At 56.7% G+C, this 18,463-nt stretch carries 12 protein-coding genes; 1 reads left to right on the top strand and 11 read right to left on the bottom strand.

Translation table 11 applies throughout. The features are described 5' to 3' along the window. Positions 1-107: 107 nt before the first annotated feature. On the bottom strand, positions 108-1,361 hold the full coding sequence (gene amiC, locus IM284_RS16595) for an N-acetylmuramoyl-L-alanine amidase AmiC (protein ID WP_014885071.1): 1,254 nt from the start codon (positions 1,359-1,361) through the stop codon (positions 108-110). Positions 1,362-1,587: 226 nt separating this feature from the next. Here amiC and argA point away from each other — a divergent pair, with 226 nt between their 5' ends. Next, positions 1,588-2,919: an amino-acid N-acetyltransferase gene (gene argA / locus IM284_RS16590; RefSeq protein WP_014885072.1), complete on the top strand. Its 1,332-nt coding sequence runs from the start codon at positions 1,588-1,590 to the stop codon at positions 2,917-2,919. 21 nt (positions 2,920-2,940) lie between these two features. Here the strand turns inward: argA and recD are convergent, their stop codons facing one another. The 10 genes from recD to lgt all read right to left on the bottom strand — a co-directional run bounded on the left by recD (position 2,941) and on the right by lgt (position 18,288). After that, a complete protein-coding gene (recD, locus tag IM284_RS16585) occupies positions 2,941-4,761 on the bottom strand; it encodes an exodeoxyribonuclease V subunit alpha (protein WP_045260899.1) in 1,821 nt (606 codons plus the stop codon). Then, positions 4,758-8,300 carry an exodeoxyribonuclease V subunit beta gene (recB, locus tag IM284_RS16580; protein ID WP_047367468.1) on the bottom strand — a complete coding sequence of 1,181 codons (3,543 nt, stop codon included), beginning with the start codon at positions 8,298-8,300 and terminating at the stop codon, positions 4,758-4,760. The genes recD and recB overlap by 4 nt, the downstream gene beginning before the upstream one ends. After that, positions 8,297-11,179 (bottom strand): pitrilysin, encoded by a 2,883-nt coding sequence (gene ptrA, locus IM284_RS16575; protein WP_047367467.1) that lies wholly within the window; start codon positions 11,177-11,179, stop codon positions 8,297-8,299. The genes recB and ptrA overlap by 4 nt, the downstream gene beginning before the upstream one ends. 139 nt (positions 11,180-11,318) lie before the next feature. Further along, positions 11,319-14,693, bottom strand: a complete 3,375-nt coding sequence (gene recC, locus IM284_RS16570) for an exodeoxyribonuclease V subunit gamma (protein WP_047367466.1) — start codon at positions 14,691-14,693, stop codon at positions 11,319-11,321. Between the two features lie 12 nt (positions 14,694-14,705). Next, positions 14,706-15,029 carry a prepilin-type N-terminal cleavage/methylation domain-containing protein gene (locus IM284_RS16565; protein WP_041908385.1) on the bottom strand — a complete coding sequence of 108 codons (324 nt, stop codon included), beginning with the start codon at positions 15,027-15,029 and terminating at the stop codon, positions 14,706-14,708. Beyond that, positions 15,014-15,415 (bottom strand): DUF2509 family protein, encoded by a 402-nt coding sequence (locus IM284_RS16560; RefSeq protein WP_047367465.1) that lies wholly within the window; start codon positions 15,413-15,415, stop codon positions 15,014-15,016. The genes IM284_RS16565 and IM284_RS16560 overlap by 16 nt, the downstream gene beginning before the upstream one ends. Next, positions 15,412-15,972: a prepilin peptidase-dependent protein gene (locus IM284_RS16555; RefSeq protein ID WP_045260904.1), complete on the bottom strand. Its 561-nt coding sequence runs from the start codon at positions 15,970-15,972 to the stop codon at positions 15,412-15,414. Before IM284_RS16555 ends, IM284_RS16560 begins: the two co-directional genes overlap by 4 nt. Beyond that, positions 15,963-16,427, bottom strand: coding sequence for a prepilin peptidase-dependent protein (locus IM284_RS16550; RefSeq protein WP_047367464.1), 465 nt, complete (start codon positions 16,425-16,427; stop codon positions 15,963-15,965). Before IM284_RS16550 ends, IM284_RS16555 begins: the two co-directional genes overlap by 10 nt. Positions 16,428-16,611: 184 nt before the next feature. Then, complete coding sequence (gene thyA, locus IM284_RS16545) at positions 16,612-17,406, bottom strand: thymidylate synthase (RefSeq protein ID WP_047367463.1); 795 nt, start codon at positions 17,404-17,406, stop codon at positions 16,612-16,614. A gap of 6 nt (positions 17,407-17,412) precedes the next feature. Then, positions 17,413-18,288: a prolipoprotein diacylglyceryl transferase gene (lgt, locus tag IM284_RS16540; RefSeq protein WP_028014284.1), complete on the bottom strand. Its 876-nt coding sequence runs from the start codon at positions 18,286-18,288 to the stop codon at positions 17,413-17,415. Positions 18,289-18,463: the final 175 nt, after the last annotated feature.

Here is an 18,463-nt window from a genome sequence, read left to right as displayed (position 1 = left end):
AATCCGGCCCCCGCAACCAACACTTCTAAAAACAATAAACACCCTTAAGGGTGTTTTTTTGTATCTGCCGTTTGTGAATTTGCCGGGCATTTCACCCGGCTAAAAACCTACCCGCGCCGCGCCAGCGTCGCCCCGTCTGAGAAATACGCCCGTATCCCCGCCAGAATCGACTCCGCCACCTCCTGCTGGAACTTTGCCGTCTTGAGCTTACGCTCTTCTTCAACGTTACTGATAAACGCGGTTTCTACCAGAATGGACGGGATATCCGGTGCCTTCAGCACCGCAAACCCGGCCTGCTCAACGCTGTTTTTGTGCAGCTTATTGATGTTCCCCAGCTTGCCCAGCACCGCTTTACCAAACTTCAGGCTGTCGTTAATGGTCAGGGACTGCACCATGTCGAACATGGTGTGGTCGACGTAGCGGTCGCCGCTTTTGCTCACGCCACCGATCAGGTCCGAGGCGTTTTGGGTGTCCGCAAGGTATCGCGCCGCGGTACTGGTCGCGCCCTTGGTTGAGAGCGCAAACACCGACGAGCCGCTCGGCTGGCGGCTGGTAAAGGCATCCGCATGGATCGAGACGAACAGATCGGCACGCTGCTTCTGCGCTTTCGCCACCCTCACCTTCAGCGGAATAAAGACATCCTCATTGCGCGTCATGTAGGCGCGCATATTGCCCTCTTTATCAATTAACGCCTTCAGACGACGGGCAATTTGCAGCACCACGTCTTTTTCACGCGTATGGTATTTCCCCACCGCACCGGAGTCTTCGCCGCCGTGGCCGGGATCGAGCATGATCACAATCGGACGATCGCGCCCTGCTTTCCCCGGCTGCGGGCCGCTTTGCGCAGGCGGCACCTGACGCTGAAGATCGCCTTTGTTGTAATCCTCCAGCAGGGCGAGAAGCGGATCCTGAATATCCGTCGCATTCGCCGGGTAAAGATCCATCACCAGACGCTCTTTAAACGTCGCGACAGGCGCCAGGGCGAACAGCTGCGGCTTAACGTTCTGCTTAAGCTCAAACACCATGCGCACGGTTTGCGGATCAAACTGACCGACGCGCGCCGATTTAATAAACGGATCGTCACCGCGGATCTGCGCCGCCATGCCTTTCAGCACGGAGTTGAGGTTCACCCCTTCGAGATCCACCACCACGCGTTCAGGGTTGCTGAGGGCAAATTGCTTATATTTCAGCACGCGATTGGATTCAACCGTCACGCGCGTATAGGTCGACGACGGCCAGACGCGCACCGCCACCACCTGACTCGTGGCGGCAAGACCGACCTGGCTGACGCTAAGCAACCACATTGCCCCGGCCCCTTTTAACAAACGGCGGCGGCTTATTGCTGAATTGGATCCCGACATGCTTCTCCCGAGCAAGAAAACAAACTGATATACAAAAGTGCAGATTGACCGAAAACTTTAACGAATGACGCATAAACTGTCATCTATAAAAGGGTAAACAATCATACGTTAACGCACGGATTACTTATTAATTTCTGTAGGTCGCAGAAAATTTGCACTTGCACACGCGCCCACAATCGAATAAAAATACATAAATTACGAATAAACATTCATTAAGGGTTGTGCCATGGTGAAGGAACGTAGAACCGAACTGGTCCAGGGATTCCGCCATTCTGTTCCCTATATCAACGCCCACCGGGGAAAAACGTTTGTCATCATGCTGGGCGGCGAAGCCATTGAGCATGAAAATTTTTCCAGCATCGTCAATGACATTGGCCTGCTGCACAGCCTCGGGATCCGCCTGGTGGTGGTCTATGGCGCGCGCCCGCAGATCGACGCCAACCTGGCCGCTCACCACCACGAGCCGATTTACCACAAACATACCCGCGTCACGGATGCCAAAACCCTGGAGCTGGTGAAGCAGGCGGCGGGTCTGCTGCAGCTGGATATCACCGCTCGCCTGTCGATGAGCCTGAACAACACGCCGCTACAGGGCGCGCATATCAACGTCGTGAGCGGCAACTTTATCATTGCCCAGCCGCTCGGCGTGGACGATGGCGTGGATTACTGCCACAGCGGCCGCATTCGTCGTATTGATGAAGAGGCCATTCACCGTCAGCTCGACAGCGGTGCCATTGTCCTGATGGGGCCGGTGGCGGTTTCCGTAACCGGTGAAAGCTTTAACCTGACGTCCGAAGAGATTGCCACCCAGCTGGCGATCAAGCTGAAGGCGGAAAAAATGATTGGGTTTTGCTCCTCCCAGGGCGTCGTAAACGATGAAGGGGTGATTGTGCCGGAACTCTTCCCGAATGAAGCGCAGGCCCGCGTTGAAGCGCTGGAAGCCGAAGGGGATTACCACTCCGGCACCGTCCGCTTCCTGCGTGGCGCCGTGAAGGCCTGCCGCAGCGGCGTGCGCCGTAGTCACCTGATCAGCTATCAGGAAGACGGAGCTCTGCTGCAGGAGCTGTTCTCCCGCGACGGTATTGGCACCCAGATTGTGATGGAAAGTGCAGAGCAGATTCGCCGCGCGACCATCAACGATATCGGCGGCATTCTGGAGCTGATCCGTCCGCTGGAACAGCAGGGTATTCTGGTTCGTCGCTCCCGCGAGCAGCTGGAGATGGAGATCGACAAATTCACCATTATCCAGCGCGATAACCTGACCATTGCCTGCGCCGCCCTCTATCCGTTCCCGGAAGAGAAAATCGGAGAAATGGCCTGCGTGGCGGTGCACCCGGATTACCGCAGCTCTTCACGCGGCGAAATGCTGCTTGAGCGCGTGGCGGCACAGGCGCGTCAGATGGGGCTGAGCAAGCTGTTCGTCCTGACGACGCGCAGCATTCACTGGTTCCAGGAGCGCGGGTTCACGCCGGTGGATATTGATTCTCTGCCGGAAACGAAGAAAGAGATGTACAACTATCAGCGCCGTTCGAAAGTGCTGATGGCCGACCTGGGGTAATCCTTTCTTTGCCGGCGTCGTTCATAGGGAGTCAAATATCGCGCTCAGCCCGCTTCGGCGTTCCGTGCGAGTGGCAATCGCCTGTACCAGCACCCGTTCATCGGTATACAGCGACAGGCGCTGACGCGCGCGCGTAATGGCGGTATAGATCAGCTCGCGAGTAACGACAGGGGAAAGCTGTGTGGGCAGGATAAGTGCCGCATGGTTAAACTCAGAACCCTGGGATTTATGCACCGTCATCGCCCAGGCAGTTTCATGCTCGGGCAAACGGCTCGGCTGGAAGGACTTCACGCTACCGTCCGGCATCTGGAACCAGACGCGAAGCCCCTGCCCGCGATCGAGCGCAATCCCGATATCCCCGTTAAACAACCCCAGCGCGCTGTCGTTGCGGGAGATCATCACCGGCCGGCCTTCATACCAGCGCGAGTGCGGAGTACGGTTGATTTTACGCTTTTGCGCCAGCAGCTGTTCCAGCCTGTCGTTCAGGCCGCTGACGCCAAAGGGCCCTTCCCTCAACGCGCAGAGCAGCTGGTATTCGCCAAACGCGGCAATGACCTGCTCCGGCGTGCTTTGCTGCTGTACGCCCGTCAGAAAATGTTGGTACCCCAGCAGGGCGTCATCCAGCATCGCCTGATACTCTTCCCCGGTTTGCAGCGATTTTTTCTCAATATCGGTAAAGGTACCGTCAAATACCGCACAGGTAGCGTGCCGGTCGCCCCGGTTCACCGCCGCCGCAAGCTGACCAATGCCGGAATCGCTGCCAAAACGGTAGCTTTTTTGCAGCAGACACAGGCTGTCGCGCAGCGCCCCCGCAAGTAAATGGTTTTCAGCCGCGAGCGAACATCCGGTCAGGCGCGCCAGCTCCTCAGCGCGTTCAGCGGTATACCCCAGGCTGGCATAGGTGCAGATATCGCCCAGCACGGCCCCGGCCTCAACGGAGGCAAGCTGATCGCGGTCGCCGAGGAAAATGACGCGCGCGTGCGGCGGCAACGCATCAATCAAACGCGACATCATCGTCAGGTCAATCATCGATGCTTCATCCACCACCAGCACGTCCAGATGCAGCGGGTTACCGGCATGGTAGCGCAGACGCTGGCTACCCGGCTGCGCGCCGAGCAAGCGGTGCAGCGTGCTGGCTTCGTTAGGGAAAAGCGCAAGCCGCTCCCCGGTGAGCGGCAGTTTTTGCAGCGCGCCGCCTAACGACTCCGTCAGACGTGCAGCCGCTTTACCGGTGGGTGCCGCCAGGCGGATACGACACTTTTGCTCACCCGATAACTGAATCAGCGCGGCAAGCAGCTTAGCCACGGTGGTCGTTTTACCGGTGCCCGGCCCGCCCGAAATCACCGATATCCGCCGCGTTAACGCCACTGCTGCCGCCACTTTCTGCCAGTCTGTCTCGTCGTCAGAGGTAAACAGCGTATCCAGCGTTTGCCGGAGCAGTGCTTCATCGCACGGGAGCGGAGCATTGGTCTCGCTGAAAAAGCGCGCCACCGTCAGTTCGTTACGCCACAGCCGGTTCAGATACAAACGTTCGCCCGTCAAAATCATTGGCGTACCGGTATCGGCGCTGCTGACGGCGGGAGAGCGGAGTAATATTTCTTGCCAGTCCACTGCCTCACCCAGAAGCGCGAAACACGCCTGTAAAGCCGGCGGCATTTTCTCATCCACCACCAGACGTGAAAGCGGCAGACAGACATGCCCTTCTCCCGCATCTTTACTCAGGATCGCCGCGGCAAGCATGACGGCAGGCTCTTCGCCCGCCACCATCATGGCAAATTGTACGTCCAGGTGGCGAAGTGCACGTTGTTCAATTGCGTCCAGCAGTAGCGCCTGCATCGTCATGCTACTTCCTCCGTGCTTGCAGCAAACAGGTTATCCATCTTTTCAATCAACTCCACAGCCGGGCGGGTGCTGAAGATACCCGAACGCGGGTCGTTAGCATCCACGCCGCGCAGAAACAGGTAAATGACGCCGCCAAAATGATCTTCATAGCGATAATCGGCCATGCGATGGCGCAGGTAACGGTGCAGCGCCAGGGTGTAAAGCTGATACTGCAGATCGTAGCGATGCATTTGCATCGCTGAGGCCATCGCCTGCTGGGTATAGGCTTCGCTGTTTGCCCCCAGCCAGTTCGATTTGTAATCCAGCAGGTAGTAGCGCCCTTCGTGGCGGAAAACCAGGTCGATAAAGCCTTTCAGCATCCCCTGCACCTGGCGAAAATTCAGCGGCGGACACCCGGCGGATAACGGATCGTACTCGCGGATCAGCGCATCAAGCGCCTCGGCCCTGAGCGGGCTGGCGATGGGGAGGTAAAACTCCATCTCCACCTGCTTATCTTTGGCGGTCAGCTGGCTCAGCGAGATCCCCTGCACCGTGAGCGGCGCGTGCAGAACAGCGCGGATCCATTCAGTGAGAACCGGCTGCCACTGTGCGTCGTAGCCGCCGCTCTGTAACATCTTCAGCACCCACTCTTCTGATACCGGCTGGGTAAAATCCAGCTCTTCAAACAGGCTGTGCAAAAACGTGCCCGGCGAGGCGCCGCGCGGAAACTGATGCGGCGTGAGCGCCGGCTCGACGGGCACGCTCCCGGCCCCAGCGGCATCCACGTCCAGTTTTGGCATCAGATCTTGCGCAATACTCTGTCCGTGCTGCTGTAAACCGGAGTAACTGGTGACGCGCCAGTCGTCAGTGATTGTGCGAGCCACCTCGCGGGCATGCAGCGCTGACTCTCCCTGCTCCGGCGTCTGCCAGCGGCTGCTGTCGGGCTGGGAGGGAATATGCAGGGCAACATGCTCTGAGCAAAGTGATTCGATGCACTGGCGCAGCCCTGCGGCATCTTTAGGCTCGCCGCGCTGAATAAGCCGCCCCAGCGCGCTCAGATGAAAATCACTCTCGCCGCTCTTTTCGCCACGGCGACGGAACAGCGGCGCGACGCCCAGGGAACAGTGCCAGACCGAACGGGTCAGCGCCACGTATAGCAGGCGCAGGTCTTCCGCGAGACGCTCCGCTTCGGCCAGCTCGACGCTGGACTCCGCGTTGCTGAGGTCGAGTACCGCTTCGAACGACTCGCGATCGTGGTAAAAAGCCTGGTCCTGTACGCGATAATTGGCGATAAACGGCAGCCAGACCAGCGGATACTCCAGGCCTTTCGACTTGTGAATGGTGACGATCTGCACCAGATGTTTATCGCTCTCGAGGCGCATCTGCTGGCTGGAAGAATTGCTGTTAGGGTCGGCAATCTGCTGGGCCAGCCAGCGCACCAGAGCATGCTCGCTCTCCAGCTGCGTACCCGCTTCCTGGAGCAGCTCGCTGATGTGCAAAATATCGGTCAGACGGCGCTCGCCGCCCGCTGTCGCCAGCATGTTTTCCGCAATGTGACGATGTGCCATGAGCTCGCGCACCATCGCCATCACGCCGCGCTTCTGCCATTTTTCACGGTAGCGCACAAACTCTTCTACCACAGCATCCCACGCGGATTCGTCAGTATTAAGCGCATCAATGTCACGCGCATTCAGCCCGAGCATCGCGCTCGCTAAGGCGCTGCGGAGCGTGCTTTCACGCTCCGGGGCCAGCACAGCCTGCAGCAGCCATAGCATCTCGAGGGCTTCCAGCGTTTCAAAAACGCTGTCGCGGTTGGAGAGGTAAACGGACGGTATATTCAATAGCGTCAGGGCGTCGCGGATAAGCGCGGCCTCCTGACGGCTGCGCACCAGCACCGTGATATCGGATGCCTTTACCGGGGCTGGTTTATCCTCCTTCCACAGCAGCGCATCGCCGCGCGCGCCTGCGCTGAGCCAGTCCCTAATTTGCGCCGCACAGTGCTGGGCCATAGCATTTTGATAGTCCGCGACGCCCCAGCCTTCCCCATCAAGTAGCCAGAAGTTCATGGCTGGCTGAGTTTCGCCATTAACCTCGAAGCGCAACGCGGTATTTTTAGGGGCGAACTTGACCGGCTGGAAAGGGATCTCCCGGAACATAAACGCCGTATCCATGCGGCTGAAGAGCGCATTGACGCTTTCCACCATGCCGGGAGAAGAGCGCCAGTTGGTTTCGAGCGTGTAGTGCGCGTTAACCTCGCTGCGGGCTTTCATGTAGGTGAAAATATCCGCACCGCGGAAGGCGTAAATGGCCTGCTTAGGATCGCCGATTAACAACAGCGCGGTGCCGGGCTGCTGGCGCCAGATACGGCGGAAAATGCGGTACTGCTGTGGGTCGGTGTCCTGAAATTCGTCAATCATTGCCACCGGGAAGCGGGTGCGAATCGCGGCGGCAAGCGCTTCGCCATTCTCACTGCACAGCGCCGCATCAAGTCGGCTCAGCATATCGTCGAACCCCAGCTCGCCCCGGCGACGCTTTTCACGCGCGACGGCGTCGCGGATCTCCGTCATGGCGCGAGCGATCATCAGATCGTTGAGCGTCAGGGGCTCCGCCAGCAGGGTTTCAATCGCCAGAAACAGGGGATGTTCAGGCACGATGCCGTCGGCTTTGGTCCGCTCAACCAGGAAACGCCGGGAGAATTTCTCCAGCGCATCCGGGAGCTGGTAACCGCGCGTCTCTTCCTGCGCCCACGCGCTGATCTTCTCGATCCATTTGCCCTGGTTGCCGCGATTGAACTTACGTCGATCGATCCCGGAATTCTCGATGATCCCGTCAATCTCACCGACTGACTCAATCCATTTTTGTTTGATGTCGGCAATTTTAGCGATGATTTTTTCATGGCGTGAGGCCAGGGTTTCATCCGCCGGGGGCGGAGATTTGATGACCGGCGCTTCCCCCTGAAGATAACGATCGATGGCGCGCAGCAGTGCTTCGGGCCCCTTCCACAACGCATGTACCGCTTCCGCAATATCCCGCTGTAACGGATAGCAGTGGCGACGCCAGAAATCCGCGCAGGCCTGATAGCGAAGCACGGATTCATCTTCAATAAGCTGCTGCTCAAACAGCATGCCGGATTCAAACGCATTCAGGCTCAGCATGCGCTGGCAAAAACCGTGAATGGTGAAGACGGACGCTTCGTCCATCTGCCTTTCTGCGAGGAGCAGCCACTGGGCTGCCTGTTGCTTATCGGCAATCTCTTCCAGAAGGCTCGCGTAGAGAGGGTTATCCGTGCTCTGGCGCAGACAGGCGATGCGCAGTTCGTGGATATTGGTCCGAATACGGCCGCGCAGCTCAGCGGTGGCAGCCTCGGTAAAGGTAACAACCAGTAGCTCTTCAACGCTCAAAGGACGAGGAAAAGCGGCGTTACCGCCAAGCCCTAACAGCAGGCGCAGATAGAGCGCGGCGATGGTGAAGGTTTTTCCCGTTCCCGCTGAGGCTTCAATCAATCGTTCACCCTGCAGAGGTAAACGTAAGGGATCAAGGGACTCAGCGGTATCGGTCATTCTTTCTTACTCCAGGGCATAGATTGCTGCAACGCGCTGACGCTCTTCCAGACTTTCCAGCCTTTCGGGTTCACGTAGTCCGTTTTCCCGTTCTGGCTACCGGAAACCTGAGACAGGATAGTGATGCCCTGCGGCTTAATCACGGCCTGATGGAAGAAATCGGCAGCCTTCTGCGGCGTCAGCTGTTTTATCTCGGCCACTACTTTATCACGCGAATCAAATTTCAGATTACCGCGATCGAAATCTTTGCTCAGCTGTGACGCCTCTTCGCCCAGCGTCTGCGGCGGCTGCATCACCTGCGCGATGACGGCCTGCTGGATCTGAGCAAACTCTTCCGGCTTCATGGCCCGCAGTTTTGCTTCCACCTGCGGGAAGAACGCCTGATAGCGGTGCCAGAGATAGGCCGGCTGTTTGTCGCTGCTTTGCAGCAGGAAGCCCAGCCCCCATTGACGCCCCACGTTCATTGAGAAAGCAAATACCGCATAGCCAAGCTGCTCTTCTGTGCGCAGCTGGTTATAGAACCACGGCTGAATAATCTGACCCAGAACGGCGCTCTGCGCAGAGCTTGCGAATTCATCATAGCCCGTTGGCACAAACACCGCGGCCAGCGCGGAATCAGTGCTGCTCCCCGCTTTTTCAAAGATCACATTCTGTTTTTTCTCAACCAGCACGTCCTGGTTACGGCACCACTCGTCCCCTTTCGAACCGAGCTGCGTGCGAACATTTTCTGCCAGCGTTTTGGCCTGATCTTCGCTCATGTTGCCGACGATAAGAAACTCCGGGCGCGTGTTGGTTTTTAGCGAGTCACGGTAAGCCAGCACCTCTTTTAATGAGATTGATGGCAGCAAGGCACGGCGTTCTTCACGCTGGAAATAAGGTATTTGCGACAGCATTTGTGCCGGCATAAGCGCCTGATCGTAAGCTTTGCCCTTTTCTGCAGAATCCATCATCTGCGCATACCAGGATTTAGCCTGCTCAAGCTGCTCCTCCGTTGGCGTGTAGCTGAAGTAACCCTCGAGCAGTGCCTTGAAAAGCTGAGGCAGACGCTGAGTATAGCCATTTGCATTAAGCATCAAACCGTTGTTGGCGTTGGTGGAGAAACTGATCCCACCCACGGCCGCCTGGTTGCTGAGCTGATCGAGCGCGATACCGGCCAGATAGTCATTGAGCGCGAACATCACCTGATTTTTGGCGCTGTTCATCGCTTTCGGGTTACGCAGGACCACGCTGACATCGGCCTTTGGCTCGCTCGCAAAATAACGGCTTGGGGTATACACCACGCGCAGCGTCGGTTCATCAATAATGAGCTCCGGGTGCGGATAATTCTTAGTCGTTTTGATCAGCGAGAAATCATCCGGGATATAGGGGTTCAGCTCCGGCAGCTTCAACGCAATCTCACCGGCCTTCTTCTGCCAGTCGGCGAAAGTCTGGTCGCTGATTTTGTCTACCTGATAAGGGGCATCAACAAAGTATGCCGTCTTGTTATGCGGTTCGTTCGGGCTGATGTACCAGATGCGGGCATTTTGCGGCGTCATCATCGCCAGGCGCGCTTTTACCGCCTCGGCATCATAACGATCGGCAATATTGACCGCGTCGAGCGTGTGCGCCACCGGCACGCGGATCATGGTATCCGCCAGCCACTCCACGTAATCCATATCGCGGGTAATGGACGGGTAACGGAAATCGAGATCCAGCACGTGCGCCAGTTCATCAAAATAGCGCTTATCGACGCCTTTCTCGCGCAGTAAAGAGAGGTAGCTAAAGATAGCCGCCACCACTTCATCACGGTTGGCCTGACCTTTGTCGGTCAGGGTGGCGGAGATCGCCAGCACACCGCTATTGCCGTTTACCACGGGATCGGAATCGGCGCGGATCCCTTCCACCAGCCCCTGTTTTTGCAGCCAGTCAGATAAGGTTCCCGGGCTGCGGTTACCAATCAGGTAGGTCACCAGCTCGTCGGTTTTACTGCGAAACTGGGCTGTGTTGTTATCAATGCGGAACTCAACGCGCAGCACTTTGCGGGGCATGGCAGGGACGTAGTGGATGACGATCCCTTTTTGCGCGTCCGTGACAACCGGTACGTCTATCTTCGGCAGGTCAATATTTTTATTCGGCACCCGGCCAAACGTTTGTGCCGCCAGTCCGGCAAGCTCCGGCAACGGTTTGTTGCTGTAAATAACCGCCTTCATCAGGTTGGCGGAGTAGTATTTGTCACGAAACGCATGCAGGGCGTCAATGACCGGGCTTCCCGGTTTATCGCTCAGCGTCTCCAGGTTACCGCCCGAGAAACGTGAGCCCGGATGCGCCGGGTTGATGGTCTCGGCGCTGACCTGCGCCATACGCATACCGTCCCGAGTACGGGCCATGGTCAGCTCCGCATTGACGGCATTGCGCTCGCGGTCGGCGTATTTTTTATCCAGCAGCGGCGCGGCGATAGCATCGGCAAGACGATCAACCGCCCCTTCCAGCGCGTCATTTTCGACTTCGAGATAAAAGGCCGTGCGGTACGGTGCCGTGCTGGCGTTGTGGCTGCCGCCGTGCATTTTCAGGAATTCTGAAAGGCTATCCGGCTGCGGATATTTTTTAGAGCCCATCAGCGTCATGTGTTCGAGGTAATGCGCCAGCCCCGGATGCGCCTCAGGATCTTCCAGCGATCCAACCGGCACCACTAACGCCGAGAGGGATTTCACCGCCTGCGGATCGGAAACCAGCAGCACGGTCATACCGTTATCAAGGCGGATAGCCTGATACTGACGGGTATCTTTTTCGCTCTTACGGATAGTTTCCTGAACGGGTTGCCAACCGGAGTCTGCGTGAGTGACGGGTGCCCAGAGGGCGAAAAACAAAACAAACGCTTTAAACAAGGTGCTGCCTGGCATTACGACCTCTTTATCACGGCTACATCATTAACAAACTGCGTGCTGGACACGCCAACATCTCATTCTTTGGGTACATCAGTCCGTGATAAGAAGTGCATCATAAATGAACACCCCATACTGCGCAATTTTTATACAGCGCTCAGGACTGATTAAACTTAAACAACGGTAACAGGTAGCGCTGTGCCTCTTCCGTAATAGCCTCGAAGTATTCTGGCTCAAGCGTTCGCCATAGACGTTGATACCAGACATCCTCACCTTCACCGCGTACCATCATGTTTCCTTCATAGGCCTGCATAAATTTACTGCGCGCTTTCTGCAGCGAAGCCTCATCCGTTAACATCGCATCATTCTGCGCGTCATAACAGGCTTTTATCCACGCTCCGCCACTTTCGGGCAGTAACAGGAGGGGTTTGTTCATTCCCTGAAGATAGCCCTCAATATACAAGGACAGATAGCGTAACGCCTGTTCTGCCTCCATAGGTGGGAAGCGCCATTCGCCCTCTTTGCGCACGAAGATCCGGCTTTCACCTTTATTCCCACCCGCACTGTAGACAAGATGTTCCAGCCAGAGTTGCAATCCTTGTGAAACGCTGAGCAGAGAAGGCCGCCAGCGCAGTAGCCCATCCGGTTGAACCTGGGTTAGCCAGCCCGTGAGCTGTATGCCCTTGCAACTGAGATCGATTTCGATGCTGTGTCCGGGCTGGCGGTGCTCCCTGACGCGCTCCGCCAGAGCGGTCATCTCCTGGCACTGCGCCTCCCAGACGATTTCCCCAAACGCACCGTAAGGTAGTTGCCCTGCGGCACGGTAGCGGCGGTAAAGTTTGTCTGCATCTTCCTCTTCAACCAGCGCATTAAGCAGTTGAAGGTTTAGCTGATAGCGCTCCAGCCCATCCAGAGTAAAGGGTTCTGCATCAGGAATTTCGCTCTCTTCAGAGCGGAAGTTGACCTGTAATCGCTGCTGGAAGAAGGCGCGCACCGGATGCGCCCAAAACCGCTGAAGCTGTTCGAAAGTCAGAGTGTTGATGGGCAGCGGATCAAGCGGCTGAATAAAATCCGTATGGGCTCTCCCCTCTTTTTTCGCTGCTGGCAGCCATTCGCGGGCATAGCTCTGCTGTTCGCTGACAATATAGTTTACCGGGTCAAACGGCATGCGGCTGTGGATACAGGTAATGTGCGCCTTCACCCGCTGCTCGCTTTCGTCGCAGTTAAGCGCCTCATCCCCAGCCAGATAGTGGCTCTGGCCGATATAGTCCACCAGTTCCTGCACCAGAACGGAGGGGAAGCGCTCGCTGTTGTCCTGAATGGAACGACCGATATAGCTGATATAGAGCTTACTTTGAGCGGAGATGAGCGCTTCAAGGAAGAGATAGCGGTCATCATCACGACGGCTACGGTCACCCCGCTTTGGATCTGCGTTCATCAAATCGAACCCCAGCGGTGCCAGGGCCCGAGGATAAATACCGTCGTTCATGCCGAGCAGGCAGACCACCTTAAAGGGAATTGAGCGCATTGGCATCAGGGTACAGATATTAATGGGGCCTGCCAGGAAACGCTGGCTGATTCGCTCCTGGTCAAGGCGCTGCGTCAACTCATCTCTCAGCAGCGACAAAGGAATCGCTTCGCGATAGTGGGAATTCACGCCCTCGTCAACGATAGCCTGCCACTGCGTTTCAATGAGCGCCATCGCCGCTTCGGTGTCGTTGTCTGGCAGGAAGAAATCATTAAGTAACGCCCTGCACACCGGGAGCCACTCTTCAAGCGGACGCGGCTGCATTAGTTCACGTCGCCAGCGGTTAAGCTGCATCAGCAGAGAAGCTAAATGCCCTACCAGGTCAGCAATCAAACCGCTGGACTCATCGTAAGGCAGCACTTCGTTCCACTCGCCCTGGCTGCTCTCCATGGCGTAGCCCAGCAGCATACGCGTCAGGCCAAACCGCCAGGTATGCTGGCCGGTTGGGGGAAGCTCGAACTCCTGGACGTTATCGTCATCGATGCCCCAGCGAACGCCTGATTCGTTTACCCACTGGCGAAGGTAGCGCAGCCCTTCTTCATTGATGTTGAAGCGGGCTGCCAGCACGGGAACATCCAGTAACGCCAGAACATCTTCGGAGATAAACCGGCTATCCGGCAGTGAAAGCAGGGTGATAAATGCCTGCAATGCCGGGTGCGACTGACGGGCACGACGGTCAGAGATAGCGTAAGGCAGATATCGCTCACCCGTCGCACTGCCGAAGACGGCCTGAATAAAGGGACTGTAGCTGTCGATGTCCGCCACCATCACCACGATATCGCGCGGCGTCAGTTCAGGGTCGTCCTGCAGCATCGCCAGCAGTCGATCGTGAAGCACTTCGACCTCACGCTGCGGGCTATGACAAACATGGATCGTGATACTGCGATCCTCAGCGTCCAGCTTCCGCTTGCTGTCGCTGCGCTCAAACTCTTTCGCCGTCACGCCCATGACGGCGCGGTTCTCCAGATCCAGAATATCTAACTGAATATTATGCAGCAGACTATCCGGGGCGATCTCGACAAAGGCGTCAACGTCACCTTCGCCTGATGATGTAATATCGGAGAGCATGTGAATGTAATCACGCCCCAGCTTCCCCCATGAGGCAAGCAGTGGATTGGGCAGGTTCTGGATGCCGTCTTCATCAAAAAGCTGCCCGGCAGTCGAGCCGTCTTTAAACAGCGGGACGGATCGTTCTTCAAAAAGGCGCTTTCGCTGGCGAGTCACCAGCCGCGCAAGCCAACGTTCGTCGAGGATATCCCCCCAATACTGTCGGCAAGGGTTGGTGAACAAAATATGAATATCGATATGTTTACCCAGCGCATTCAACGCTTTCAGATAAACAGGCGGTAATGCGGATATCCCACAGATAAAAACGCGTGACGGCAGTCGGGCTGGACGCGCCGACGCGTTCTCGAGTATTGAGATAAACCGATCGTACAGGTTGGCACGATGCCACTTAGGCTGCCCAAGTTTCTCCGTGTGCTCGACCAGCGCTTTCCAAAGCGGTGCCTGCCATATTTGCGCCTCCGGTAACCCTTCAACCAGTTCGCCCGCTTCCCAGCGAATTAACCAGTCAGAACGGTAAACAAGATATTGGTCGTAGAGATCGGCGGTGCGCGACGCCAGCTGGAACAGCTTGCGCTTATCGGTATCGTCATTAAGGTAGTGGCGCAGCATGGCGAATTCATCGTGCTGGAGCATCTCCGGCAGCAGCGCCATCAGCTTCCAGCTCATGCCCTGCTTGTTGAAGGCGCTCTGCTCGGGGATGTCCGGTAACACGCGAACAAACATCTCCCAGATAAAGCTCGCGGGCAGCGGGAAATCAATATTCGCGGCAATGCCAAACTTACGAGAAAGCGACATTTGCAGCCACTGTGCCATACCGGTGCTCTGCACCAGCACCATTTCAGGCTCAAAAGGATCGTCGAGCCGCTCGCGCTCAACGATAAATTCCATCAGTGCTTCCAGCACATCCAGACGATTTGAGTGGTAGACCCTTAACATAGACGCTCCCGACTACTGGCTAACCGGGCAATGCAGACGCGTTATTTCACCGCGTCGCCCCAGAGGAGAAATAAGTGTAACCGTGATGCTGACACATCCTGCGTGCGTTGTCTGCACCCGACTGGCCTGCCAGCCTGCGGGCAGAACATTTGTTGAGAGCTGAGCCTGATTCCAGGCGTGGTGCCAGAGCTGACGATACTGGTTAAACTGCGTAAACCGCGCCGCCAGCGCCCGATGATAGCCGGCCAGTGCTGTGACGATGATGACCAGCAGCATCATCGCCAGCAGAACCTCAACCATGCTAAATCCTTTTTCTTTGCTTACGGCAGCTGGCATAGCGAACGTTCCTTTAGTGGGCAAAAATCACTCCAGCCGTGAGGCGAAAAGCGAATATTACCGTCAATAATCTCTCCTGAACGCCAGAGCAGCAGGTCGTTGACTCCGGCAATCAGTAAAACAGTGGTCTCACTCAGCCGCCGCAAACACACTTGCCACGCGGGTGCCTTTTTGCACTGGACTTCAGGATCGGGTGACCAGCTCTGAACGCGTCCCCACTCAAGCGCTGACTGTACAGAAGCCTGCTGCTGCAGCGAACGGCTCTCGCCGCCAACGAGCGCGCTGAACGTTGTCAGCTGCTGGTTAAGGCCGGTGAGGATCAGCGTACCAAGCACCAGTAAAAGTAGAACCAGCGCCAGCGAAGACATACCGCGTTGACGGTTCACAGGTTATACCCCGTGACCGTATACAAAGCCTGATAAGGCTCTCCTTGATCGCCGTTGCGCAGGGCGGACAGTTCGATATTCAGCTCCGGCGCAAACCCGGTGTGTGTTACTTTCCTCACCACAAAATGCGCGATGGCGAGCCTGTCCGGGTCCGTGAGCTTTTCCCATCCCTGACCTTCACACGAGGTTGCCCCACGAAGCGTTTCCAGCGCGCCCGATTCCAGACGAAAACCGGTGCTGTCGTTTTCTGATGCACTGCGGTCCCAGCGACCGTTACTGTTGGCATCCCACCGAACAATGACGCAGCTGCCCTGCCTTGCGATCGCCAGCCCTTGCCCCTGGCAGTTCCCCGCACAGTAACCCGCACGCTGAAGCTGTTTGCCGAGAGCAAACAGGCGCTGCCAGACCTCTTCTTCCAGCTCTCTCTGGCCGGATTGCAGTAATACCGCCTGATGCAATCCGGGTAGAAAGCGCGATGCACCAATCAACAACAGGCTACTGATGGCCGTAGCAATCAGAACTTCTGTCAGCGAGAAACCGCGTTGTCTCATCGACATGAACCTCCTAGTGAGACCTTACACATTCTAATGCGCCCTCCGTCTGAGACCAGGATAAGCCATTCTCCGGCACGGCTTTGCAGGCGTATCCGCCCTGCCCATGCCGTATCCCTTAACCCATAGAACCCTAATGACGGTGTGACCTCGCTCACCGCGACCTCTGGCCAGAGTGGAATCAGAACAAAGGGGCTGCCTTTCTCACAGCCTTGCACGGGAGAGCTCACCAGACACTCTGTCTCCCCCAACCGCTGAAGGCTAATTTGATGGTCGCGGTTGTAGCGGTTGGCATGGTTGCGCAGAAACACCAGATAGTCGCGCACCTGGCTGGCGGTTTGCCACAGCCGCTGCTGCCGCTGCCAGCTGTCCCAGCCGTACAGACCTGAGGCGCTGAGTATGACAACCAGCGAGACTGCCACCAGCGTTTCGATAAGCGTAAAGCCGTTCTCTTTTTTCATGCGGGAAGTGTGGCGATTCGCCGTGGGCGTGGCGAGCGGTGAATAATGGTTTTACGAGGCGTTATCCGAAGTATCAGGAGAGTTGCAGCGCGTTGCACGTTTTCTGGATAACGCCTCGGAAAACGGAATAAAGACGAAAAAAAACCGGCGCTAAGCAGCACCGGTTATGTCACGCTTTACCGCATCAGATAGCGACGGGCGCTTTGATACCAGGGTACGGGTCGTACCCCTCAATCTCAAAATCATCAAAGCGGTAATCGAAGATCGATTCCGGTTTGCGTTTGATAATCAGCTTCGGCAACGCGCGCGGTTCACGAGTGAGCTGAAGATGCGTCTGTTCCATATGATTGCTGTAAAGATGGGTGTCCCCACCTGTCCAGACGAAATCACCCACTTCCAGGTCGCACTGCTGCGCCATCATGTGGACTAACAGCGCATAGCTGGCAATGTTAAACGGCAGGCCGAGGAACACGTCACAGGAGCGCTGGTAGAGCTGGCAGGAGAGCTTGCCGTCTGCGACATAGAACTGGAAGAACGCGTGGCACGGAGCCAGCGCCATTTTGTCCAGCTCGCCCACGTTCCAGGCGGAAACGATGATTCGGCGCGAGTCCGGATCGTTTTTCAGCTGGTTCATCACGGTGGTGATCTGGTCAATATGGCGGCCATCAGGCGTTGGCCATGCGCGCCACTGCTTGCCGTAAACCGGGCCCAGGTTGCCGTTTTCATCTGCCCATTCGTCCCAGATGGAGACGTTATTTTCGTGCAGATACGCAACGTTAGTGTCGCCTTGCAGGAACCAGAGCAGTTCATGAATGATCGAGCGCAGGTGGCAGCGCTTCGTCGTCACCAGAGGGAAGCCTTCTTGCAGATTGAAGCGCATCTGGTGGCCAAAAATGGAGAGCGTACCGGTACCGGTACGGTCGTTTTTCGGCGTGCCCTCATCGAGCACTTTTTTCATCAATTCAAGATACTGTTTCATGGTTCCTCAGGAAAGTTGTTGCTGTGGACGACGACGATACGCCCAAATCATCATAATGGCACCCGCGACAATCATCGGAATGGAGAGGATCTGCCCCATGCTGATGTACTGTACCCATTCGCCGGTAAACTGCGCATCCGGCTGGCGGAAGAATTCAACGATGATGCGGAACGCGCCATAGCCAATCAGGAACAGTCCGGAAACAGCTCCCATCGGGCGCGGCTTGCGAATAAACAGATTGAGGATGATAAACAGCACCACGCCTTCCAGCGCCAGCTCATACAGCTGGGACATATGACGCGGCAGCACGCCGTAGGTATCGAAAATGGACTGCCACTCCGGGTGCGACGGCAGCAGGGCGATATCTTCCGCGCGGGAGCCCGGGAAGAGCATCGTGTACGGTACGCTTGGGTCAACGCGGCCCCACAGCTCACCGTTAATAAAGTTGCCCAGACGACCCGCCCCCAGACCAAACGGGATCAGCGGTGCGATAAAATCTGACACCTGGAAGAAGTTGCGTTTGGTGCGTTTGGCAAAAATCACCATCACCAGGATCACCCCAATCAGGCCGCCGTGGAAGGACATGCCGCCGTCCCAGACGCGGAACAGGTAGAGGGGATCGTTCAGGAACACCGGGAAGTTATAGAACAGTACATACCCAATACGGCCACCGAGGAACACGCCGAGGAAGCCCGCGTACAGCAGGTTTTCAACTTCGTTTTTGGTCCAGCCGCTGCCAGGACGGCTGGCGCGACGGCCCGCGAGCCACATGGCAAAAATAAAGCCCACCAGGTACATCAGACCGTACCAGTGAAGCGAAACAGGTCCTACTGAGAAAATGACCGGATCAAACTCCGGAAAATGCAGATAACCACTGTTCATCTGTCACCACAAGATGTTGTTATTCCGCTGAAAGTGGACAGCGGTAGACATGCGATTCTGCCTTAAGCAGAGGCTCCAAAGTTGCGAATCATAGCATAAGGCGGGCGCGGAGGATGCGCCAGAGATGTAAAAGATGTGTATAGGTTTTTGTGCGCACTGGCGCCCTCTCCACAAG

Source organism: Enterobacter cloacae complex sp. P12RS (assembly GCF_014895875.1).
GTDB classification, from domain to species: Bacteria; Pseudomonadota; Gammaproteobacteria; order Enterobacterales; family Enterobacteriaceae; genus Enterobacter; species Enterobacter bugandensis.
Note: the sequence above shows the minus strand (reverse complement) of the source record. Positions and strands in the feature narration are given on the sequence as shown.

Coding starts and splice junctions, on each gene's coding strand:
- amiC (WP_014885071.1), bottom strand. CDS start 1,361: ATGTCGGGATCCAATTCAGCAATAAGCCGCCGCCGTTTGTTAAAAGGG.
- argA (WP_014885072.1), top strand. CDS start 1,588: ATGGTGAAGGAACGTAGAACCGAACTGGTCCAGGGATTCCGCCATTCT.
- recD (WP_045260899.1), bottom strand. CDS start 4,761: ATGACGATGCAGGCGCTACTGCTGGACGCAATTGAACAACGTGCACTT.
- recB (WP_047367468.1), bottom strand. CDS start 8,300: ATGACCGATACCGCTGAGTCCCTTGATCCCTTACGTTTACCTCTGCAG.
- ptrA (WP_047367467.1), bottom strand. CDS start 11,179: ATGCCAGGCAGCACCTTGTTTAAAGCGTTTGTTTTGTTTTTCGCCCTC.
- recC (WP_047367466.1), bottom strand. CDS start 14,693: ATGTTAAGGGTCTACCACTCAAATCGTCTGGATGTGCTGGAAGCACTG.
- IM284_RS16565 (WP_041908385.1), bottom strand. CDS start 15,029: ATGCCAGCTGCCGTAAGCAAAGAAAAAGGATTTAGCATGGTTGAGGTT.
- IM284_RS16555 (WP_045260904.1), bottom strand. CDS start 15,972: ATGTCGATGAGACAACGCGGTTTCTCGCTGACAGAAGTTCTGATTGCT.
- IM284_RS16550 (WP_047367464.1), bottom strand. CDS start 16,427: ATGAAAAAAGAGAACGGCTTTACGCTTATCGAAACGCTGGTGGCAGTC.
- thyA (WP_047367463.1), bottom strand. CDS start 17,406: ATGAAACAGTATCTTGAATTGATGAAAAAAGTGCTCGATGAGGGCACG.
- lgt (WP_028014284.1), bottom strand. CDS start 18,288: ATGAACAGTGGTTATCTGCATTTTCCGGAGTTTGATCCGGTCATTTTC.